We start from the raw sequence: 21376 nt of genomic DNA, 5'->3' as shown, positions 1-21376 counted from the left end.
CACCGATCGGTCGCCGATTGTTGCGGGTCTGTGAGCTTCCGATGACCCGGACGCTGGCAGACTGAGAGCATGGTGACTCTGCTGCTCGACTCGACGCAGCTCGAAGTCGTGCTCTCACCCGCCGAGCGCCTGCTGGCGTTCCGCTCCTCATCCGTGCGCATCGAGCGCAGCCACATCCAGAAGGTGCAGCTGACCGACGACGCCTGGACCTGGCTGCGCGGCGTGCCCAGTCCCGGAACGCATGTGCCGATGGTCGTGGCCATGGGCACCTGGAAGTCCGCCGCCGGCGACGACTTCGTCATCGTCCGCCGCCGCAAGCCCGCCGCCGTGATCGACCTCGACGGGGACGCCGAGTTCCAGCGGCTCGTGCTGACGACCCGGCACGGCCTGGCCCTGGTGCAGGCGCTGCGGCTTCAGACCGACGCGGCGCTGACCGACGTGGTCGACATCGTCACCGGGGCCATTCCCACCATTCCGGCCCGCACCCGCGCCCCGCGCCCGGCGACGGCCTGACGCGGGGAGGATGCCGGGGCCGCCGCCGTCAGCTCACATCGCGGCGCCAGCTGAACAGGTGGCCCAGCACCAGCAGCACCAGTGCGTAGCCCAGCAGCACGAGGCCGCCGCCCCACCACGGCAGGCCGTCATCGCCGGTGGGGATGAGCGACGAGTAGATGCTCGCGCCGACGAGCGCGTCCGACGCGGCGCCGGGAAGGAACTGCAGCACGCTCGACAGGCCGTCCACGACGGTGGCGACGGTGCGGATGATCGGCTCGACGAACTGGGTGAAGGCGATGACGCCGACGACGGCCGCGACCTGATTGCGCACGAGCGCACCCACGCCGATGCCGACGAGCACCCACAACACGAACGCGATCACGATCCGCCCGAGCATCGCCCACGTGTCGGAGGAACCCAGTGCCGTGTCGACCCCGAACGCGGCGAGCATTCCGGCTCCCGGGCCCACGGTGGCCACGAGGGCGATCACGCCGTACAGCACCCCCATGACGGCACCTGCGAGCACCTTGCCCGACAGGGCGATACCGCGCCGCGGCGTGGCGAGGAAGGTCGGCGTGAGGGTCTGATGGCGGAACTCTCCGGTCACCAGCAGCGTGCCGATCAGCAGCGGGAACACGTAGCCGACCGCGGTGGCCAGACTGTAGATGAGGGCCGGGACGGCCGCCGGATCGAGCGCCGGCACCCCGACACTGTCGGCCCCGACGGTTCCACCGGCCACGCTGCCCAGCGCGGCGCCGAGGCCGCCGGCGGTGCTGCCGATGTACACGACGAGCACGATCAGCAGGATCCACCACATCGCGGTGGTGAACTGCTTGGTCAGCTCGGAGCGGGTGGCGTTCGCGAGGCTCATCGCTGCGGCCCCCTTTCGTCGGAGTCGGATGCTTCGCCGGCGGGCACCGCCGCGGCGGCGTGCGCGGTATCGTCATCGACGGCCGGCGGGGCCGTCGCGGCGGGGACACCGGCATCCATCGTCCCCGCCGATTCGTGCACGCGGATGCCGTTGACCAGATCGAGGAACACCTCTTCGAGCGCTGGTCCGCGGCGCTGCAGCGCAGACAGGGAGACGCCGGCGGCAGCGGCCGCAGCGCCCACGTCGGCGGGGTCGGCACCGACCACCGACAACCCCGAGCGCACGATCTCGAAGGTCATTCCCCGCGCGGTGAGGGCGGCCATGAGGGCGTCCCGATCGGGGGCGTCGACGACCGTCGTGTACTCGTCAGGCTCGGTCAGCGCGTACAGCGGGCCCTGGTAGACCAGCCGCCCGCGGCTGATGATCAGCAGCGCGTCGACCTGCTGCTGGATCTCGGCCAGCAGGTGCGAGGACACGAGGACCGTGCGGCCCTGCGCCGCCAGGTCACGCAGGAACCCGCGCATCCACTTGATGCCTTCGGGGTCGAGGCCGTTGGCGGGCTCATCGAGCACGAGCACGCCCGGGTCGCCCAGCAGCGTGACGGCGAGCCCCAGCCGCTGCCGCATGCCCAGCGAGAACCCGCCGACCTTGCGGCCGCCGACGTCGGCGAGCCCCACCATGCCGAGGGCCTCGTCGACGCGCGTCGAGCCGATGCCCGCCGCCTGCGCGTACACCTTCAGGTGGTTGGCCGCGGTACGCCCCGGGTGGAAGCTCGAGGCCTCCAGTGCCGCTCCGACCGTCTGCAGCGGTCGGGCCAGGTCGCGATAGGGCTTGCCGCCGATCGTCGCGGTGCCGCTGGTGGCACCGACCAGTCCGAGCAGGATGCGCAGCGACGTCGTCTTGCCGGCGCCGTTCGGGCCGAGGAACCCTGTGACCCTCCCCGGTTCGACGCGGGCGGTCAGCCCATCGACCGCGGTCACCGGCCCGAAGCGTTTGGTCACGCCTGTGAACTCGATGACTTGTCCTTCTGGCATGGCGGGCCTCTCGTGATCGGGAACGTCCGTCACCTCCATCCTGGCCGAAACCCCGCGCCCGAGGCGAGACATCGCCGCCTGTCGCGCCGTGGAAGGTAGCCTTTCGGGGTGACCGACGCTCCGCTCGCCGACCCCGTCGCCGTCCGCGCCGACGGCCCTGTCGGCCATCTGACCCTCAACCGGCCCCGCGCGATCAACGCGCTCGACCTCGGCATGATCGAGCAGCTGGGCGCGGCCCTCGACGCGTGGGAATCCGACGCCGACATCGACCTTGTGCTGCTCGACGGCGCCGGGGACCGGGGACTGTGCGCCGGCGGTGACGTGCGAAGCCTGTACGAGCAGATCGTCGCCGGGCGCCCGCATGACACCGGCGTCTTCTTCCGCGCCGAGTACGCGCTCAACGCCCGCATCCACGAATACCCGAAGCCGGTCGTCGTCATCGCCGACGGCATCACGATGGGCGGCGGCATCGGGCTGGCCGGGCACGCCGCCGTGCGCGTCGTGACCGAACGCTCCAAGCTCGCGATGCCCGAGACGCGCATCGGATTCACCCCGGATGTGGGCGGCACCTGGCTGCTGGGCCGTGCGCCGGGCCGTATCGGCGAGTACCTCGGGCTGACCGGCGCGACGATGGATGCCGCGGACGCGATCTACGGCGGCTTCGCCGACCACTGGGTGCCCAGCGATCGGCTGGCCGACCTGCACGACGCCCTGGTCGCCCGCGCCGGGTCGCAGGCGCCGAGCGAGGTCGTGACGCTGTTCGCACAGCCCCCCGGCACCCCGTCGCTGGCGGCGGCCCGCCCGTGGATCGACGACGCGTTCGCCGCCGACTCGGTCGCCGAGATCATCGCACGCCTGCGGGCACGCCCCGAGCCGGAGGCCACTGCCGCGGCATCCACGCTCGAAGAGCTGTCCCCGACGGCGCTGGCGGTCACCCTCGCGGCCGTCCGGCGGGCGCGCGAGCTGCCCGACCTGCGGGCCGCGCTGGCCATGGAATACGGGTTGGTGCTCTGGTTCGCCACGACGCAGCCCGACCTCGTCGAGGGCATCCGGGCCCAGCTGGTCGACAAGGACCGCAGCCCGAGATGGCAGCCGGCCCGGGTCGCCGAGGTGCCGGGGGACATCGGCGCGCAGGCTCTCGCCGCCGCGCCGCCCGTGCCGCTCTGGAGCTGAGGGTGTTCGACTCCCCGCTGTCCGCCTCGGCCTACGAGGTGCTCGCCGTCGCCCCCGACGCCGACGAGGACACGCTCCGTAAGGCCTACCGGCTGCGGCTGCGACAGACCCACCCGGACACCGGCGGCGACGCGGCCGTGTTCGTGCAGGTGCAGCGTGCGTGGGAGCTGGTCGGCACCCCCGAGGCCCGCGCCGCCTACGACCGCGGCCATGGGTTCGGCCAGGCGACGACCTCGTTCGCGCCCGACGCGCCGCAGTGGCGCCCGCCGGCCCGCGCCGCCGACACCCGCCCGCGCGCCCGCTCGTTCGGCCAGCCCGGCGGGTGGCGCCGGGAACGCTACCTCACGCTCATCCGGGAGTGGGCCGGCCGCGGCGTCGCCCTCGACGATCCGTACGACCCGGCGCTGGTGCGCACCGCGCCGCGCGAGGTGCGCCGCCTGCTGGCCGACGCGCTGGCCGAAGAGGCCACGGCGCGCATCGTCGCCGACCTCGGCATGGGCTACACCGTGTGGCACGACGTCGCCGCCGACCCCCGCGACAGCGAGGCGAAGCTCGACCACATCGTGCTCGGCCCGAGCGGACTGTACGCGGTGCGCTCCGAAGACCTCGGCGGGCCGGTCCGGGTGCGGCGCGGTGAACTGATCGGCGAGGCCGTCAGCGGCGCGCCCGTCGCCGAGCTCGTGCGGGCCGCCCGTGCCGTGGCGCGCGCCGCGCGCGTGCGCTTCAGCGGCGCGCTGCTGGTCCTGCCCGACGACGACGTCCCGGTCGCGATCGACGAGCTCGGCAAGGTGCGAGGACTGCCCGTCGCCCTCGTGGCCCGGGGGGCGCTGGCGACCGTGCTGCGGCGCGGCGTGACCGGCGCGCGCGACATCGGCGGCACCGAGCTGTTCGACGTGCGCACCCGTCTGCAGCAGACCGTCCGATTCGTGTGACACCCACGAGCGCCCGGTCGTCCCGGGGCGTGTGACACGCACGAGCGCCCGGCCATAGAGTCGAGCCATGGATCCCGCAGCCTGGACGTTCGTGATCCTCGCGCTGGCGGTCATCGCGTTCGTCAGCGGGCGCGTGCCCCTGGCCGTCGTGGCCGTCGGCGTCGCGCTGGCGCTGTGGGCCACCGGCGTGCTCACCCTGAGCGAGGCGTTCGCCGGGTTCGGCGATCCGACCGTCCTGTTCATCGCGTCCCTGTTCGTCGTGAGCGAGGCACTGGATGCCACGGGCGTGACCGCCTGGATCGGCCTGCAGGTCGTCACCCGGGCCGGTCGCGGCCGCGCCCGGCTCACCGTCGTGGTGGGCCTCATGGTCGCGGTGCTGTCGGCGTTCATCAGCATCAACGGCGCCGTCGCGGCCCTGCTGCCGGTCGTGGTCGTCGTCGCCGTGCGCGCCGGAATCGTGCCGGCCAAGCTGCTCATCCCACTCGCATTCGCCGCCAGCTCCGGCTCGATGCTGACCCTCATCGGCACGCCCGTCAACATCGTCGTCTCCGACGCGGCCGTGGCCGCCGGAGGCCGCGCGTTCGGGTACTTCGAGTTCGCGCTGGTCGGCATCCCGTTGGTGGCGCTCACGGTGATCGTGCTGGCGCTGGGCGGCGACCGTCTGCTGCCGGACCGCACGGCCGACCGGTTCGCCGACGTGGCTCCCGACCCCCACGAGCACGCGCAGACGCTGCGCGACAGCTACGCGGTCGACCTCGACACCCGTGCGCTTTTCAGCGCGCAGGAAGGGGTGGCCGAAGTGCTGGTCGCCCCCCGCTCGCAGCTGATCGGGCGCACGGTCTACCCCGGCATGACCACCCGCGACGAGAACCTCGTCATCCTGGCGGCCCGGCGCGGCGAGGAGGACGGCCCCAACGCCTCGCGCGGCAGCGCGACGCCGGGCGAGCTGACCCTGCAGGCGGGCGACGCGGTGCTCGTGCAGGGGCCCTGGGCGGCGCTGCACCGCTACACGGCCTCGCCCGATGTCATCGCCGTCACCGCACCGCAGTCCCTGCAGCGGGCGGTGCCGCTGGGCACGGGGGCCAAGCGCTCGATCGTGGTGCTGGCCCTCATGGTGGTGCTCCTGGCCACTGGCCTCGTCCCGCCGGCGGTGGCGGGGCTGCTGGCCGCGGGCTCCCTCATCGTCACCGGTGTGCTGACGCTGCCGCAGACCTACCGGTCGATCTCGTGGACCACCGTCATCCTCATCGCCGGGATGGTGCCGCTGTCGGGCGCGTTCATCTCGACGGGGGCCGCGCGCACGGTCGCCGACGGCGTGCTCTCGATCATCGGCACCGCCTCACCGCACCTGGCCCTGCTCGTGCTGGGTCTGCTCACCATGATCCTCGGGCAGTTCATCTCCAACGTCGCGACCGTGCTCGTGGTCGCGCCCATCGCCGTGGCGATCTCGAACGTGCTGGACGTGAGCATCATGCCGTTCATGATGTCGCTCACCGTGGTCGGCGCCGCGTCCTTCCTCACGCCGATCGCCACCCCCGTGAACCTCATGGTGATGCAGCCCGGCGGCTACCGGTTCGGCGATTACTGGCGACTCGGGCTGCCCCTCATGGCGGTCTACCTCGCTGTGGGCGTGCTCTACGTGCCCCTCATCTGGCCCTTCTGACCCGGATGCCGGTGGGCGGACCGGGATGGCCGCAGGGCGGACTCAGCCGGTCAGGCCGAGCAGCTCCAGAGGGTGGGTCAGCCGCCACCAGGCGCTGGGCGGGTCGATGTCGTCGGTCAGGGTCAGCTCGATGACGTCGGCGTCCAACGGGCCGCGATAGGTCAGGGAGCCGACCGTCTGGCCGGCCGTGTCCGCCTCGTCGAGCGTGAACTCCGTCTCGACCTGCGCGGTGCCGCCGTTCCACAGCACGACCCCGCCGGGGGCATCCGTGATCACGTCGGCGGTGGCGCCCCACGCCGTCGACACGGTGCCGGCGAGCGTCCCCGCCGGCAGCTCGGCCGGGACGGAGACCTCGGCGGCGAGCTGGGCGAGCAGGCGCGCGCTCTCGCTGTCGCGCAGTTCGTCGGTGGGCTGGCCCAGCACCGCGGCGTACAGCCGCACCGGCGTCTCGCCGACGGTGATCTCCTGGGCCGACAGCAGGTTGTACCACTCCCACAGCCCGCCGGTCTTCACCCCGAGCATCGAGGGGTCTTCGAGCAGATCGTTCGTGTTCTCGACCTCGCCCGCGCCGGGCAGCTCGACCGTCTGGGTGCGGACGATCTCGGCGACGACGGGATGGGCCAGGGCCAGGTCGGCCAGGCGCAGCAGTGTCGCCGGGTCGGCCGCGTTCGCCTCGAGGATGCCGGTGGGCTCGACCACGGTGATCCCGTCGAGGCCGTGCGCGTCGAGCCACGTGCGCGCCGCGTTCGCGAACACCTGCTCGTTCGGCCACAGCTCGGCGGCGAGCCGCTCGGTGTAGTTGCCCGCGGAGCCCAGCAGGATGCCCTGCAGCAGCTGATACTGCGTCAGCGTCCCGCCGACCGGCACGTCGAGGGCCGACTCCCCGCGCGCCCGGAAGTTCCAGTAATCGACGCGGTCGCCGTAGTCGAACGCGAACTCGCGGCCGGGCTCGCCCGGTTCCAGCGGCAGCTGCTCGAGCGCCATCAGGACGGTGACGACTTTGGTGATGCTCGCGATCGACGACGCGTCGGTGGTGGACGCCGCCGTCTCGGTGATCCCGGCGACTCCGGCCGCCGCCGATCCGGTGTCGGGCCAGGTCAGCGCCGAGGCCGGAGCGGTGACCGGCACGATCTCGGCGGCGGTGACCGTGGGGGCGACGGCAGTCAACGGCCACAGCAGGGCCGCCGCGGTGTAGATGCAGCCCAGGGCGAGCAGGCCGCCGGCCGGCACGAGCACTGGCGGGCGCAGCAGCGACCGGCGCGGGCGGTCGGCGAGCAGGTCGCCGGAGCCGGAGGGGACCGGGCGCCGCGGGCCGAGTGCGGCCGGATCGACCCAGGCCAGGGCGGTGCCGCCCGCCTGCCCGGTCACCGCCGGCGGCCCCTCGGTCTCGAGGGTATCCGCCGGGGGCTCGGCGGCCCCGGTCAGCGCCGCGAAGGCCTCGAGATCGTCCGGCGGCGGCGCGGCAGCACGGCGGGCACGCCGTGTCAGCGGGGGCGCGTCGTCCAGAGTCACCCGTACAAACTACCGCCCCCGCCGCAGGGCTATACTCGGGGGCGACAACCACGGGAGTCCGGTGAACCGGGCTGAGAGGAAGCGACCCACGCTTCGACCGTCGAACCTGATCCGGATCATGCCGGCGCAGGGAGGAGAGATACATGCACGCATCCGCGTCCCCATCCACCGTCCGTCCCACCGCGAGCCGTTTCCGCTGGCGGGTCGTCGACATCGTCGTGGCCAGCGTCCTCGGCGTCGCGTCCGGCCTGATCTTCCTGCTGTGGAACATCGGCTACCTCGGTCCCAAGGCGCTTCTGGAGCCGCTGCTGCCCGGCCTGCAGGGACTGCTCGACGGCCCGTGGCTGTTCGCCGGCGTCCTCGGCGCGCTCATCATCCGCAAGCCCGGTGCCGCCCTCTACACCGAGACGCTCGCCGCGGTCGTGTCCGCCCTCATCGGCAACCAGTGGGGCGGGTTCCTCACGATCGAAGCCGGTCTCATCCAGGGTCTGGGCGCCGAGATCGTGTTCCTCGTCGTCGCCTACAAGCTGTGGTCGCTGCCTGTCGCGGTGCTCGCCGGTGCCGGGGCGGGCCTGTTCGGGGCCGTCAACAACCTCATCCTCTGGTTCGCCGGGTCCGATGCCACGTTCACGATCGTCTACCTCGTCTCGTCGACCCTGTCCGGCGCCGTGATCGCCGGCGGCGGGGCGTGGCTGATCGCCCGCGGCCTGGCGGCCACCGGCGCGCTCGACCGGTTCGCCTCCGGGCGCGCCGCCCGCGAGCGCGTCTAAGGATGGCCGCGCACCCGGGCGAGCACGGCCGCCCTGCGGCGGTGCTCGCCCGGGGGTGGGGATGGCGGCACGCCTCCCGTCACGCGTGGGCGCTGCGCGACGTCACCTTCGACATCGCCCCCGGCGAGCGGATCCTGCTGCTCGGCGCCTCGGGGTCGGGCAAGTCGACGCTGCTCCACGGGATGGCGGGCGTCCTCGGCGGCGCCGAGGAGGGCGAGTCCGAGGGGGAGCTGCGGCTGGACGGCAGACCGGCTGCCGAGGTGCGCGGGCGGGCCGGCCTCGTGCTGCAGGATCCCGACTCGCAGGTGATCCTCGCGCGGGTCGGCGACGACGTCGCCTTCGGGTGCGAGAACCTCGGCATCCCGCGCGACGAGACCTGGGCGCGGGTCGACGAGGCCCTCGACGCGGTGGGACTGACCGTGGCGAAGGACCGACCCACCAAGCACCTGTCCGGGGGGCAGAAGCAGCGCCTCGCCCTCGCCGGGGCGATCGCCATGCGTCCGGGGCTGCTCGTGCTCGACGAACCCACCGCGAACCTCGATCCGGTGGGCGTCGGCGAGGTGCGCGACGCCGTCCGCGACCTGCTCGATCGCACCGGCACCACGTTCGTGGTCGTGGAGCACCGTATCGACGTCTGGCTCCCCCTGGTCAACCGGGTGATCGTGCTCGGCGACGGCGGGATCGTGGCCGACGGCCCGCCCGCGCGGGTACTGGGGGCGGACGGGCCGCGGCTGGCCGCGGCCGGGGTCTGGGTGCCCGGCATCCCCCCGGCCGCGCCGCCGCCCCCCGCCCGTGGTGCCGGCGCGTGCCTGCTGACGGCCCGTGCGCTCGCCGTCGAGCGGGTGCGGGGCGTGCCGATCGCGACGGGCATCGACCTCGACATCCACGCGGGGGAGGCGGTGGCGATCACCGGGCCCAACGGTGCCGGGAAGTCGACGCTCGGGCTCACGGTGGCGGGGCTCCTCGCACCCGCGGGCGGCACCCTGCGCGCGTCCGACGCGCTGGCCGCCGGTGTGGGCCCGACACCCGTGGAGTGGAAGTCGCGGGAGCTGCTCACCCGCATCGGCACCGTGTTCCAGGACCCCGAGCATCAGCTGCTGGGGCGCACGGTGCGCGAAGAGCTCGAGGTCGGTCCGCGGGCGCTCGGTCTCGACGACCGGGCGATGACCGAGCGGGTCGACGAGCTGCTCGACCGCCTCCGGCTCACGCGGCTGGCCGCGGCGAACCCCTATACGCTGTCGGGCGGCGAGAAGCGGCGCCTCACGGTCGCCGCCGCGCTGGCGACACGGCCGCAGATCCTCGTGCTCGACGAACCGACGTTCGGGCAGGATGCGGTGACCTGGGCGGAGCTGGTCGCGCTCCTGGCCGCGCTGCGCGACGCCGGCAGCGCCATCGTCACGATCACACACGACGCCGCCGTCGTCGACGCGCTGCACGCCCGCCGGCTGGAGCTGGCCGGATGACGCTGCTCGACACGCACGCGCGCACCGGCACGTTCGCGCGCATCAACCCGGTCGCCAAGCTCGCCGCCAGCGGTCTGATCGCGCTGCCGCTGATCCTCACCCTCGACGTGGTCTCGGCGGCGGTCGCCCTGACGCTCGAACTGCTGCTGTTCCCGTTCGCGGGCATCGGTTGGCGGGAGTTCTGGGTGCGCACCTGGCCGGTGTGGCTGGCGGCGCCGCTGACGGCGGTGACCATCGTGCTCTACGGCGAGGCGTCCGGACAGGTGTACTTCGAATGGCTGTTCGTGCGGATCAGCGACGGCTCGCTGCTGCTGGCAGCGGCCACCTTCTTCCGGGTGCTCGCCATCGCCCTGCCGTCGGTGGTCCTGTTCCTCACGGTCGACCCGACCGACCTGGCCGACGGCCTCGCCCAGATCGTGAGACTGCCCGCCCGGTTCGTGCTGGGGGCGCTCGCCGGCCTCCGCATGGTCGGACTGTTCCTCGACGACTGGCGCGCACTCGAGCTCGCGCGGCGCGCGCGCGGCGTCGCCGACCGGGGCCGCATCCGGCGGTTCCTGGGGATGGCCTTCGCGCTGCTGGTGCTGTCGATCCGCCGCGGTTCGAAGCTGGCCACCGCCATGGAGGCACGGGGCTTCGGAGCGCCGGTGCGGCGCACGTGGGCGCGGGAATCCACCTTCGGTGGCCACGAATGGATGCTGGTGGCCCTCGGCGCCGCGATCGGTCTCATCGCCGTGGCCACCGCCGTCGCGACGGGCACCTGGAACTTCATCCTCGGGCCGTCGTAGCCCGATGACGTGCATTCCGTGCCGTGGAACCGGGGCCGGCGGCGCGGTCAGCCGGCATCCAGTGCACGCACGAGACGCGGCGGCGCCGTGACGCGGTACGACGCGTCGACGAGCTCGGTGATCTCGTCCCAATCCGAGCTCTCGTCCACATCGAGACCGAGCCAGCCGGACGGTCCCAGGTAGGCGGGCACCCAGAACCGCGGGTCCTGCCGCAGCGCGGGCGCGTCGGCGGGGTCGGGGCGCACCATGATCGCCGCGTCGTGCGCGACCCACGTGCCGTCGACGCGCAGCGACCCGCCGAAGTAGCAGAACACCTTCTGGGTGAAGAACGCCGGCCGGCCGTGACTGACCTTCTCGGCGGCCTCGGGCAAGGCGAGCGCGATGCGCCGCACGCGCGCCAGCAGCGGATCGTGCTCATCGAACATCACCGGATGCGCCATGTCGCAGATTGTCCCACTGCGGCACACTGGTCGCATGACCGGCTCCGCGCGACCGTGGGTGCTGCACGTCGACCTCGACCAGTTCATCGCCGCGGTCGAGGTGCTGCGCCGACCTGAGCTCGCCGGCCGGCAGGTGATCGTCGGCGGCCGCGGCGATCCCACCGAGCGCGCCGTGGTGTCGACCGCGTCGTACGAGGCCCGCGCCCTCGGGGTGCGGTCGGGGATGCCGCTGCGCATCGCCGCGCGCAAAGCGCCGGACGCGATCATCCTGCCCGTCGACGCCCCGGCCTACGAGGCCGCGTCGGAGGAGGTCATGGCGACGCTGCGCGGACAGCCGGGCGCCGTCGTCCAGGTGCTCGGCTGGGACGAGGCATTCGTCGGCATCACGACCGACGACCCCGAGGCGTACGCGCGCCGGGTTCAGCAGGCGGTGCTCGAGCGCACGCAGTTGCACTGCAGCGTCGGCATCGGCGACACGCTCATCCGGGCGAAGAACGCGACCGACTTCGGCAAGCCGCGCGGGACGTTCCGGCTCACCGTCGACAACTGGCTCGACGTCATGGGTCACCGCCCCACGATCGAACTGTGGGGCGTGGGCGGCAAGATCTCGAAGCGGCTCGCAACCCACGGCATCCACACCGTCGCCGAGCTCGCCGTCGCCGACGAGGCCGTCCTGGTGCCCGAGTTCGGGCCGAAGATGGGTCCGTGGTACCGGACCCTCGGTCGTGGCGAGGGCACCGCGGTCGTCGACGACACCCCGTGGGTGGCGCGCGGCCACGGGCGGGAGACCACGTTCCAGCAGGACCTCAGCAGCCGCGCCGACATCGACGAAGCCGCCCACGCCCTGCTGGCCCAGGTCCTCGACGACGTCGCCGCCGAGGGACGGCCCGTCGTGGGCGTGGGCATCAAAGTGCGCTACGCACCGTTCATCACCAAGACCTTCGTCCACAAGATCGAGGCGACGAGAGACCGCGCCACCGTCATCGCCGAGACGAGGAAGCTCGTCGACCGGATCGAGCCCGACCGGCCCGTGCGTCTGCTCGGGGTGCGGGCCGAGATGGCGATGCCCGACCACGCCCGCGAGGGTCACACCCCGACCCGCGGCGGGTGGTGACCCGTCGTCACACCTGGCCCCCGAGCGCTTCGCGCAGCAACCGGGCGTGATTGTGGGTCTCGTCGTGCGTCGCATAGAGCAGCGTGACGGTGTCGTGTCCGGTCAGCTGCTCGCGGAGCGCCGCGACCGCTGAACCGTCCGCCAGCTCGGCCCGATACGCCTTCTCGAAGTCGGGCCAGCTCATCCCCTCGTGATGGAAGGCCTTCCGCAGCTCGGCCGACGGCGCGACGTCCTTGTCCCAGAGATCCACGGCCGCCCGATCCTTGGTCAGCCCCCGCGGCCACAGCCGGTCGACCAGCACGCGGAACCCGTCCGTGGATGCCGGCTCCTCGTACACGCGCTTGACACTGATCTCCACGTGCCCAGTCTGCCTGCGCCTGCGCGCGACCGGTAGGGTGGTCGCAGGGATCATCAGCCTGGCACGCAGTGCCGCCAAGAGCGACACGCGATACCAGTTCGAAGGAGAACGCATGGAGATTGCCGGAGCGTCTGCGCTCGTCACCGGAGGGGCCAGCGGCCTGGGAGCGGCGACCGCCCGCCGCCTCGCCGCCGCGGGGGCCCACGTCACGATCGTCGACCTGCCGAGTTCGGCCGGCGCCGAGATCGCGGCCGAGCTGGGCGGCACCTTCGCCCCCGCCGACGTCACCGATCCGGACCAGGTCGCGGCGGCCGTCGCCGCGGCCGGCGAGCACGGCCCGCTGCGGGTCGTCATCAACTGTGCGGGCATCGCCCCGCCGGCCAAGGTGCTCGACCGCGACGGCACCCCGTCGAGCCTGGCCGACTTCGAGAAGGTCGTGCGCGTCAACCTCATGGGCACCTTCAACGTCATCGGCCAGGCGGCCGCGGCGATCGCGAAGACCGAGCCCACGGCATCCGGTGATCGCGGCGTCATCGTCAACACGGCCTCGGTCGCCGCGTTCGACGGTCAGATCGGCCAGGCCGCGTACTCCAGCAGCAAGGGCGGCGTCCACGCCATGACCCTGCCGATCGCACGGGAGCTCGCGCGCCACGCGATCCGCGTGTGCACCATTGCCCCCGGCATCATGCAGACCCCCATGCTCGCCGGCCTCCCCGAAGCGGCGCAGGCCAGCCTCGGACAGCAGGTGCCGTACCCCGCACGCGTCGGTCGCCCCGACGAGTACGCGAACCTCGCGATGCAGATCATCGACAACGGCTACCTCAACGGCGAGACGATCCGCCTGGACGGCGCCATCCGCATGGCGCCCAAGTAAGGAGACCCGTGAGCGACCCCATCCTCTTCAGCGTCGACGACGGCCTGGCCCGCATCACGCTCAACCGCCCGGAGCGGCTCAACGCCTTCAATGCCGACATGGCCGAAGCGTGGCAGCGGGTGACCGTCGAGGCGACCACCCGCGACGACGTCGGCGCGATCCTGATCGATGCCGCCGGCCGTGGATTCTGCGCCGGCGGTGACGTGCTCGACATGGCGCACACCATGGGTTCGGGTGCCGACATCCACGCGCTCGCCGACGTCATCAACGTCGGCATCCGCGCGCTCATCGAGTCCTCGATCCCCGTCGTCGCCGCCGCGCAGGGCTCCACCGCCGGGGGCGGCCTGGGCATCCTCATGTGCGCCGACTACGTGATCGTCGGCGAGAACTCGAAGATCGGCAGCCTGTACGCGAACATCGGGCTGACCCCCGACCTGTCGGTGTCGGCGCAGCTCGCTCGCGCGGTCGGTGAGCGGCGCGCTCTGCAGCTCGTGCTGCAGGACCGTCTGCTCTCGGCGCAGGAGGCTCTGGACTGGGGCCTGGTCGCCGAAGTCGTCGCCCCCGACCGGGTGCAGCCGCGGGCCGACGAGGTCGCCCGGTTCTGGCTGGCCGGCGCCGCCGGCGCCTACGGGCAGGCCAAGCGCCTCATCCGCTCGCAGCCCCAGCGCACCTTCGCCGAACAGCTCGCCGAAGAGGCCCGCTCGATCGGCGCCGCGTTCGACACCCCCGAAGCCCGAGCCCGCGTCGCAGGTTTCGCCGCGGCATCCGCCCGCAAGGAGAAAGCATGACCGACACCCCGCCGCTGGCCGGCAAGACCATCCTGATGTCCGGCGGCAGCCGCGGCATCGGCCTGGCGATCGCCCTGCGTGTCGCCCGGGACGGCGCCAACATCGCGCTGCTGGCCAAGACCGACACCCCGCACCCCAAGCTCGAGGGCACCGTGCACACCGCGGCCGAGCAGATCCGCGCTGCCGGCGGGCAGGCGCTGCCGATCGTCGGGGACGTGCGCAACGACGACGACATCACTGAGGCTGTGCTGAAGACCCAGGGCGAGTTCGGTGGCATCGACATCGTGGTCAACAACGCGTCGGTGATCGACCTGTCCGGCTCGCTCGACCTGTCGGCCAAGAAGTACGACCTCATGCAGGACGTCAACGTGCGCGGCACCTTCATGCTCTCGCGCGCGGCGCTGCCGATGCTGAAGGAGGCGGAGAACCCGCACATCCTGTCGCTGTCGCCGCCGCTGAACACCACCCCGAAGTGGCTCGGTGCGCACACCGGCTACTCGCTCGCCAAGTTCGGCATGACCATGGTCACGCTCGGCATCGCGGCCGAGTTCGCCGACCAGGGGATCGCGGCCAACACGCTGTGGCCGGCGACGACGATCGCCACCGCGGCGGTGCAGTTCGCGCTCGGCGGCGACCGGATGATGAAGGTCAGTCGCACGCCCGAGATCTACGCCGACGCCGCCTACGAGGTGCTCTGCCAGCCGGCACGCGAGTACACCGGCCAGACGCTCATCGTCGAGGACGTGCTGCGCGATGCCGGGATCACCGACTTCTCGCCCTATGCGGCCACGCCCGGCACCCCCGATTCGGAGCTGTACCCCGACATCTTCCTCGACTGACCCGCGCCACCGCGCCGAGCCGCCCGGTGCCGCACACCGCGCCGAACCGCCCAGTTCTGTACGAGCCGCCCAGCTTTGTACCGTCCGGAGCTGGGCGGCTCGTACACAGGTAGGCGGCTCGCGCGGGGAGGGGCGGGGTCACACCGCGGGGAGGGGCGGGGTCACACCAGGCCGAGGGCGACGAACGCGTTCCACACGCCGTCGTCGAGCACGCCGGTGGTGACCCGCCCCGCACGCGCCTGCAGCTCGGGATCGGCGTTGCCCATCGCGACCGCGTCGCCGACGACGTCGAACATCTCCACGTCGTTCCAGCTGTCGCCGATGCCGATCGCGTCGGCGGCGTCGAGCCCGAGCAGCTCGAGCGTCTCGAGGATCGCGGCGCCCTTGTTCGTGCCCAGCAGGGCGATCTCGCCGTTGGACCCGCCGGGCATCGGGATCGACCCCGGGATCACGTGGAAGCGGTCGCCGAGGTCGGCCTGTGCGCGGTCGAGACTGTCCGAGGCCTCGCTGATGAACGTGGACTTCGCGACGGCGTCGAGGTCGACCTCGGTGATCGGCCGGTAGCTGATCATCGGCGTCGGCTCCTCGCCGTCGTCGAGCCCGAGCTCCCGCAACTGCTCCGCGTGCCGGGCCCGCAGCTGCCGGAAGAACTCGCCGGCCAGCTCGCCGATGCCCTCGCTCGCGTACACCGCCGCGTGCGTCTGCAGGAAGTAGTGGATGCCGTGCTCGACGAAGTAGGCGACCAGCCGCTCGGTGTCGGCACGCGGCATCGGGTGCGCGATGACCAGGTCGTCGCCGCGGGTCACGAACGCGCCGCCGTTGGTGATGGCGCCGTCGAACCCGATCTCGCGCACCTTCGGGTGGATGTCGCCGTCCGAGCGCCCCGTGCACAGATAGACGAGGTGCCCGTTCGCGCGCGCCGTCCGCACCGCCGTCACGGTCGAGGGCGCGATCACCTGGCCGCGCTCGAGGATCGTGCCGTCGACGTCGAGGAAGGCGATGCGCTGTGCGGTCATGCTCCTACGGTATCCACGCCCCCTGCACGATGCCTGCGCGCCGGTGTCAGATCAGCCGCTTGCGCAGGAACACCTGGGCGGTGCCGTCACCGGCATCCACCCGCTCGCTTTCCACGTACCCCTCGCGCTCGTAGAGCCGCAGGTTCGCCTCGCTGTGCGAACCGGTGAACAGTTCGGCCTCGGTCGCCCCGGCGTCCGCGCCGCGCCGCTCGACCGCCGCGAGCAGTCGCGACCCGATGCCTTCCCCCTGCTGGTCGGGGGCGATGGCGATGCGGCCGATCAGCAGCAGGTCGCCGTCGCGCACCGCGCGCACTGCACCCACGATGCGTGGGCCGGCCAGGGCGACGCACCCCAGGTTCTGCTCCAGCTCGGCGCGCAGTTCTTCGAGGGTCTGGGTCAGCGGCGGCATGTCGGCGCTGCCGTAGATCTGGGCCTCCTGCACGAACGCGGCGCGCTGGATCGTCAGCACCTCGCCGGCATCGTCGGGGTGGATGTCGCGGATCTGGATGCCGGTCATGCGCCTACTCTCGCAGATCGGACCCTAGGCTGCTGGCCGGGTGACTTCACGCACTGTCCGCCTGGGTGTCCAGGTCCAGCCGCAGCACGCCCCCTACCCGAAGATCCGAGAGACGGTCCGGGAGCTCGAGCAGCTCGGCGTGGACATCCTGTTCAACTGGGACCATTTCTTCCCGCTGACCGGCGAGCCCGACGGGCTGCACTTCGAAGCGTGGACCGAGCTCGCCTCGTGGGCGGAGATCACCTCCCGCGTCGAGCTGGGCACGCTCGTCAACTGCAACAGCTACCGCAACGCCGATCTGCAGGCGGACATGGCCCGCACCATCGATCACATCAGCGCCGGCGACACCGGGATCGGGCGGTTCATCTTCGGGACCGGCGCCGGCTGGTTCGAACGTGACTACGACGAGTACGGCTACGAGTTCGGCACGGCCGGGCGGCGGATCGACGCGCTCGCCGCGGCGATGCCGCGCATCGAGGAGCGCTGGACTCGGCTCAACCCGCCGCCGACCCGCGAGATCCCGGTCCTGATCGGTGGCGGCGGCGAGAAGAAGACCCTGCGCGTCGTGGCCCGGCACGCCGACATCTGGCACAGCTTCACCCGGGTGGACGATCTGCCGCGCAAGCTCGGCATCCTGGCCGACCACGCCGCCGCCGTCGGTCGCGATGTCACCGAGATCGAGGTCTCGAACGAGCTGCGCGGCGTCGACGAACCCACCGCCGACCGCATGCTCGAGGCCGGCGTGACGCTGTTCACCCTCGCGATCTCGGGACCCGATTACGACCTCGCTCCCGTCCGCCGCTGGCTGACCTGGCGCGACGCGCAGCGCTGACGCGCCCGGCGCTGACGCGCCCGGCGTTCTGGCAGGTGCGCTCGGTACGCTGGAACCCATGACCGAGCCGACCCCCGTGCGCAAGACCACGCCGCGCACCGCACCGCCGCGTCAGGTGCGCCCGCGCACGGAAGGCTGGGAACAGCAGAAGGATGCCGCCGGCCGCCCGCTGCTGCAGTTCGCCAGCCCCAAGCGCGGAAAGCCGCCCGTGCACCTGGCCGACCTCACTCCCGAACAGCGCGTGGAGAAGGTGAAGGAACGGGGGATGCCCCCGTTCCGCGCCAAGCAGCTCGAGAAGCACTACTTCACCCACTTCACGTCGGATCCCGCGCAGATGACCGACCTGCCCGCATCCACCCGTGACGAGTTCGTCGCCGGGATGCTGCCGCCGCTGCTGACCGAGGTGCGGCGCCTGGAGACCGACCGCGGCGACACGATCAAGTTCCTGTGGAAGCTGCACGACGGCGCCCTGGTCGAATCGGTGCTCATGCGCTACCCGGGCCGCATCACGCTGTGCGTGTCGAGCCAGGCGGGGTGCGGGATGAACTGCCCGTTCTGCGCGACGGGGCAGGCCGGGCTGACCCGGAACATGTCGGCGGCCGAGATCATCGAGCAGGTCGTGCGTGCCAACCGGCTCATCGCCGACGGCGGCCTGGGCGACCCGCGCCGCGTCGGCCACGAGGGCGAGCGGGTCACCAACATCGTGTTCATGGGCATGGGCGAGCCGCTCGCCAACTACGCGCGGGTCATGCAGGCGGTGCGGGTGATGACCGACAAGGCGCACGGGATGGGCATGAGCGCCCGCGGGATCACCGTGTCGACGGTGGGCCTGGTCCCGGCGATCCACAAGCTGGCCGCCGAAGACATCCCGGTGACGTTCGCGCTGTCGCTGCACGCGCCCGACGACGAGCTGCGCGACGAGCTCATCCCGGTGAACTCGCGGTGGAAGGTCGACGAGGCGCTCGATGCCGCCCGCGGCTACTTCGAGAAGACCGGGCGCCGCGTCTCGATCGAGTACGCGCTCATCAAGGACATGAACGACCACCCGTGGCGCGCCGACCTGCTGGCCGAGAAGCTCAACGCCCGCGGCCGCGGGTGGGTGCACGTGAACCCGATCCCGCTGAACCCGACGCCCGGCTCGGTGTGGACCTCGTCCGAGGTGCTCGTGCAGGACGAGTTCGTCCGCCGGCTCAACGCCGCCGGCATCCCCACCACCCTGCGCGACACCCGCGGCAAGGAGATCGACGGCGCCTGCGGCCAGCTCGTGGCCACCGAAGACGACCAGCACGCCGCCGAGGACGTCCCCGTCGGCTGACCCCGCGCAGGGGCGGGGCGGCAGTAGCGTGGGGGATGGTCAACTATCGCTATCTCGGCAACAGCGGGTTCAAGGTCTCGGAGATCACCTACGGCAACTGGGTGACGCACGCCTCCCAGGTCGGCAACGAGGCGGCGATCGCCACGGTGCACAAGGCACTGGATCTGGGCATCACCAGCTTCGACACCGCCGACACCTATGCCAACACCGCCGCGGAGGTGGTGCTCGGTGAGGCGCTGAAGGGACTGGACCGCACCGACTTCGAAGTGTTCACCAAGGTCTACTGGCCGATCGGCAAGAAGGGCCCGAACGATGTGGGCCTGTCGCGCAAGCACATCTTCGACGGCATCAACGGCTCGCTGAAGCGCCTCGGCGTCGAGTACGTCGACCTCTTCCAGGCGCACCGCTATGACTACGAGACCCCGCTCGAAGAGACGATGCAGGCGTTCGCCGACATCGTGCGCCAGGGCAAGGCACTCTACATCGGCGTCAGCGAATGGACGGCCGAGCAGCTGCGTGACGGGCACGCCCTGGCCACCCAGCTCGGGTTCCAGCTCGTGTCGAACCAGCCCCAGTACTCAGCGCTGTGGCGCGTCATCGAGGGCAAGGTCGTGCCGACCAGTGAAGAGCTGGGCATCTCGCAGATCGTCTGGTCGCCCATGGCGCAGGGTGTGCTCAGCGGCAAGTACCTGCCCGGCCGGCCGCTGCCCGACGGCTCACGGGCCACCGACGAGAAGAGCGGCGCGCACTTCATCTCGCGGTTCATGAACGACCCGGTGCTGACCGCTGTGCAGAAGCTGAAGCCGATCGCCGAGCAGGCCGGCCTCACCATGCCGCAGCTGGCGATCGCGTGGGTGCTGCAGAACCCGAACGTCGCCGCCGCCCTGGTGGGCGCGTCGCGCCCCGAGCAGCTCGAGGACAATGTCAAGGCCTCCGGTGTCACCCTCGACGCGGACACCCTGCAGGCGATCGACGAGGCGCTCGCCCCGGTCGCGGTGACCGACGTCGAAGAGACCTACACGGTCTCGCCGAAGACCCGGCCCGCGTGATCTGACATGGCGACGACGAGCGCCGGCATCCTGCTGTACCGTCTCGACGACGGTGGAGCGGTGTCGGTGCTCGTCGCGCATATGGGTGGGCCCTACTGGTCGTCGAAGGACGAGGGTGCCTGGTCGATCCCGAAGGGGGAGTACGACCCCGACGAGCCCGCGCTGGATGCCGCCCGACGCGAGTTCCGCGAAGAGCTCGGCGTGGACCCGCCCGACGTGGACTATGCGGAGCTGGGCACCTTCCCGTACTCGTCCGGCAAACGGGTGACCGTCTTCGTCGCCGACGGCGCGGCGTTCCCGGCATCCGATTTCGACTTCGGGGTGTTCGAGATGGAGTGGCCGCCGCGCTCCGGACGCACGCAGTCGTTCCCCGAGGTCGACCGGGTCGAATGGATGCCGGTGGCCGACGCGCGGCCGCGACTGGTCAAGGGGCAGCGGGCCGCACTCGACAAGCTCGAGGAGCTGCTCGCGAGCGTGCGCTGACCTCCCTTGTCCGTGTCGGAGGGTGGCGCGAGACTGTCGCGGGAAGGGGGAACGACATGGCACACGGAGACATCACCCACATCGACATCCCGGTGAACGACCTGGCCGCTGCCAGTGAGTTCTACGGACGCCTCTTCGGCTGGCAGATCGCCGAGATGGAGGGGTTCGAGGGCTATCCGATGTGGCAGGCGCCGAACAAGATCAGCGGCGGCGGCCTCGCTCCGCGGTCGGCCGACTTCACGCAGCCACGTTCGTACGTGGAGGTGGACTCGATCGACGAGACCGTCGCGCAGGCGCTCGCCGCGGGCGGCTCGGTGGCGATGGCCAAGGAGAACATCACCGACACCAGTTGGTGGGCGGTCATCGTCGATCCCGACGGGAACCACATCGGCCTGTACGAGGGCACGACCGGCGGGTGACCCGCAGGCGGGCGGGCCGGCGGGTCAGCGCTTCTTGGTGGGTGCCGCCGACACGTCGAGCTTGTCGTGCAGGCCGCCCAGCGACGACCACGCGCTGGACGTCCCCTTCGCCGCGTGCTCGGCGCCGCGCACCGCGCGCTCATCGGCCCACTCATTGAGCACGTGGCCGCGGTGGCCGCGGACGTGCTCGAGGATGACATCGGGCAGCCCGGCCGCCCGTCGCGCATCGCGCGCGGCGATCAGCTGCTCGAGCAGGTCGACGTTCTTCGTCGGTGCGCCCGTCGAGGTCTTCCACCCGCGGCGACGATGCCCGTCCATCCACTTCTCGTAGGTGTCGATCGCGTACTTCGAATCGGCTTGGACGACCAGGTGGCGCACGTCGGCGTGGTCCTCGATGGCCTTGAGCAGGCCCAGCAGCTCACCGATGTTGTTGGTGCCCACCGGCAGCGCACCGGCAGCCCAGTGACCGTCCTCACCGACCCAGGCCCACCCGGTCGGGCCGGGATTGCCCTTGCAGGCGCCGTCGGTGGCCACGGTGTAGGTGTCGCGGGGATCGGTCACCCGGTTACGGTAGCCGATCGGCGGCGGCGCGGCACCTCGGGCGGTGGGGGTTCCCCTGGCGGTGCGGGCCCGG

24 protein-coding genes and 1 riboswitch are annotated in these 21376 nt (G+C 71.9%); of the genes, 16 read left to right on the top strand and 8 right to left on the bottom strand.

The features are described 5' to 3' along the window. Positions 1–69 precede the first annotated feature (69 nt). Positions 70–513, top strand: coding sequence for a hypothetical protein (locus tag ACQ143_RS06070; RefSeq protein WP_449569811.1), 444 nt, complete (start codon positions 70–72; stop codon positions 511–513). A gap of 28 nt (positions 514–541) precedes the next feature. On the opposite strand, the gene ACQ143_RS06065 is transcribed toward ACQ143_RS06070, so the two are convergent. After that, positions 542–1366: an ABC transporter permease subunit gene (locus ACQ143_RS06065; protein ID WP_449569810.1), complete on the bottom strand. Its 825-nt coding sequence runs from the start codon at positions 1364–1366 to the stop codon at positions 542–544. Then, positions 1363–2400, bottom strand: coding sequence for an ATP-binding cassette domain-containing protein (locus ACQ143_RS06060; protein WP_449569809.1), 1038 nt, complete (start codon positions 2398–2400; stop codon positions 1363–1365). Before ACQ143_RS06060 ends, ACQ143_RS06065 begins: the two co-directional genes overlap by 4 nt. Positions 2401–2508: 108 nt before the next feature. Between ACQ143_RS06060 and ACQ143_RS06055 the strand changes: the two genes are divergently transcribed. The 3 genes from ACQ143_RS06055 (at position 2509) to ACQ143_RS06045 (ending at position 6168) form a co-directional block, all read left to right on the top strand. Further along, on the top strand, positions 2509–3573 hold the full coding sequence (locus ACQ143_RS06055; RefSeq protein ID WP_449569808.1) for an enoyl-CoA hydratase/isomerase family protein: 1065 nt from the start codon (positions 2509–2511) through the stop codon (positions 3571–3573). 2 nt (positions 3574–3575) lie between these two features. Further along, a complete protein-coding gene (locus ACQ143_RS06050; RefSeq protein WP_449569807.1) occupies positions 3576–4505 on the top strand; it encodes a DnaJ domain-containing protein in 930 nt (309 codons plus the stop codon). Between the two features lie 67 nt (positions 4506–4572). Further along, a complete protein-coding gene (locus tag ACQ143_RS06045) occupies positions 4573–6168 on the top strand; it encodes an SLC13 family permease (RefSeq protein WP_449569806.1) in 1596 nt (531 codons plus the stop codon). 42 nt (positions 6169–6210) lie between these two features. Here the strand turns inward: ACQ143_RS06045 and ACQ143_RS06040 are convergent, their stop codons facing one another. Further along, positions 6211–7680, bottom strand: coding sequence for a D-alanyl-D-alanine carboxypeptidase (locus ACQ143_RS06040; RefSeq protein ID WP_449569805.1), 1470 nt, complete (start codon positions 7678–7680; stop codon positions 6211–6213). A 40-nt stretch (positions 7681–7720) separates the two neighbouring features. Beyond that, a riboswitch (TPP riboswitch) is annotated at positions 7721–7830 on the top strand. Here ACQ143_RS06040 and ACQ143_RS06035 point away from each other — a divergent pair. From ACQ143_RS06035 to ACQ143_RS06025, 3 genes are all read left to right on the top strand, one after another. Then, complete coding sequence (locus ACQ143_RS06035; RefSeq protein ID WP_449569804.1) at positions 7824–8450, top strand: ECF transporter S component; 627 nt, start codon at positions 7824–7826, stop codon at positions 8448–8450. It overlaps the preceding riboswitch by 7 nt. 2 nt (positions 8451–8452) lie before the next feature. Next, positions 8453–9913 carry an ABC transporter ATP-binding protein gene (locus ACQ143_RS06030; RefSeq protein ID WP_449569803.1) on the top strand — a complete coding sequence of 487 codons (1461 nt, stop codon included), beginning with the start codon at positions 8453–8455 and terminating at the stop codon, positions 9911–9913. After that, complete coding sequence (locus tag ACQ143_RS06025; RefSeq protein ID WP_449569802.1) at positions 9910–10698, top strand: energy-coupling factor transporter transmembrane component T family protein; 789 nt, start codon at positions 9910–9912, stop codon at positions 10696–10698. The genes ACQ143_RS06030 and ACQ143_RS06025 overlap by 4 nt, the downstream gene beginning before the upstream one ends. A 47-nt stretch (positions 10699–10745) precedes the next feature. Here the strand turns inward: ACQ143_RS06025 and ACQ143_RS06020 are convergent, their stop codons facing one another. Then, positions 10746–11138 (bottom strand): MmcQ/YjbR family DNA-binding protein, encoded by a 393-nt coding sequence (locus tag ACQ143_RS06020; protein ID WP_449569801.1) that lies wholly within the window; start codon positions 11136–11138, stop codon positions 10746–10748. Positions 11139–11172: 34 nt separating this feature from the next. Between ACQ143_RS06020 and ACQ143_RS06015 the strand changes: the two genes are divergently transcribed. Next, positions 11173–12252: a DNA polymerase IV gene (locus ACQ143_RS06015; protein WP_449569800.1), complete on the top strand. Its 1080-nt coding sequence runs from the start codon at positions 11173–11175 to the stop codon at positions 12250–12252. A gap of 7 nt (positions 12253–12259) precedes the next feature. Here ACQ143_RS06015 and ACQ143_RS06010 read toward each other — a convergent pair whose 3' ends face one another. Further along, entirely contained in the window at positions 12260–12610 is a 351-nt protein-coding gene (locus tag ACQ143_RS06010) for a DUF488 domain-containing protein (protein WP_449569799.1), read from the bottom strand. A 112-nt stretch (positions 12611–12722) separates the two neighbouring features. Between ACQ143_RS06010 and ACQ143_RS06005 the strand changes: the two genes are divergently transcribed. The 3 genes from ACQ143_RS06005 to ACQ143_RS05995 are packed head-to-tail and all read left to right on the top strand — an operon-like array spanning position 12723 to position 15111. After that, a complete protein-coding gene (locus ACQ143_RS06005) occupies positions 12723–13484 on the top strand; it encodes an SDR family NAD(P)-dependent oxidoreductase (RefSeq protein ID WP_449569798.1) in 762 nt (253 codons plus the stop codon). Positions 13485–13492: 8 nt separating this feature from the next. Continuing rightward, positions 13493–14272, top strand: coding sequence for an enoyl-CoA hydratase/isomerase family protein (locus ACQ143_RS06000; protein WP_449569797.1), 780 nt, complete (start codon positions 13493–13495; stop codon positions 14270–14272). Continuing rightward, entirely contained in the window at positions 14269–15111 is an 843-nt protein-coding gene (locus ACQ143_RS05995; protein ID WP_449569796.1) for an SDR family oxidoreductase, read from the top strand. Before ACQ143_RS06000 ends, ACQ143_RS05995 begins: the two co-directional genes overlap by 4 nt. Positions 15112–15272: 161 nt before the next feature. Here the strand turns inward: ACQ143_RS05995 and ACQ143_RS05990 are convergent, their stop codons facing one another. Continuing rightward, a complete protein-coding gene (locus ACQ143_RS05990) occupies positions 15273–16127 on the bottom strand; it encodes a Cof-type HAD-IIB family hydrolase (protein ID WP_449569795.1) in 855 nt (284 codons plus the stop codon). A gap of 46 nt (positions 16128–16173) precedes the next feature. Further along, positions 16174–16644: a GNAT family N-acetyltransferase gene (locus ACQ143_RS05985; RefSeq protein ID WP_449569794.1), complete on the bottom strand. Its 471-nt coding sequence runs from the start codon at positions 16642–16644 to the stop codon at positions 16174–16176. 40 nt (positions 16645–16684) lie between these two features. Here ACQ143_RS05985 and ACQ143_RS05980 point away from each other — a divergent pair, with 40 nt between their 5' ends. From ACQ143_RS05980 to ACQ143_RS05960, 5 genes are read left to right on the top strand one after another with little or no spacing between them, the layout of a single operon-like run. Beyond that, positions 16685–17476 (top strand): LLM class F420-dependent oxidoreductase, encoded by a 792-nt coding sequence (locus ACQ143_RS05980; protein WP_449569793.1) that lies wholly within the window; start codon positions 16685–16687, stop codon positions 17474–17476. A gap of 58 nt (positions 17477–17534) precedes the next feature. Continuing rightward, positions 17535–18791, top strand: a complete 1257-nt coding sequence (gene rlmN, locus ACQ143_RS05975) for a 23S rRNA (adenine(2503)-C(2))-methyltransferase RlmN (protein WP_449569792.1) — start codon at positions 17535–17537, stop codon at positions 18789–18791. A gap of 35 nt (positions 18792–18826) precedes the next feature. After that, positions 18827–19840 (top strand): aldo/keto reductase family protein, encoded by a 1014-nt coding sequence (locus ACQ143_RS05970; RefSeq protein WP_449569791.1) that lies wholly within the window; start codon positions 18827–18829, stop codon positions 19838–19840. Between the two features lie 6 nt (positions 19841–19846). Continuing rightward, complete coding sequence (locus ACQ143_RS05965; RefSeq protein ID WP_449569790.1) at positions 19847–20323, top strand: NUDIX domain-containing protein; 477 nt, start codon at positions 19847–19849, stop codon at positions 20321–20323. 56 nt (positions 20324–20379) lie between these two features. Beyond that, positions 20380–20742 (top strand): VOC family protein, encoded by a 363-nt coding sequence (locus tag ACQ143_RS05960; protein WP_449569789.1) that lies wholly within the window; start codon positions 20380–20382, stop codon positions 20740–20742. A gap of 24 nt (positions 20743–20766) precedes the next feature. Here ACQ143_RS05960 and ACQ143_RS05955 read toward each other — a convergent pair whose 3' ends face one another. Next, positions 20767–21303 (bottom strand): ribonuclease H family protein, encoded by a 537-nt coding sequence (locus ACQ143_RS05955; RefSeq protein WP_449569788.1) that lies wholly within the window; start codon positions 21301–21303, stop codon positions 20767–20769. Between the last annotated feature and the right edge of the window lie 73 nt (positions 21304–21376).

The sequence above is a fragment of the Microbacterium pollutisoli genome (assembly GCF_053586795.1).
This window is presented reverse-complemented; position numbering and strand designations above follow the sequence as displayed.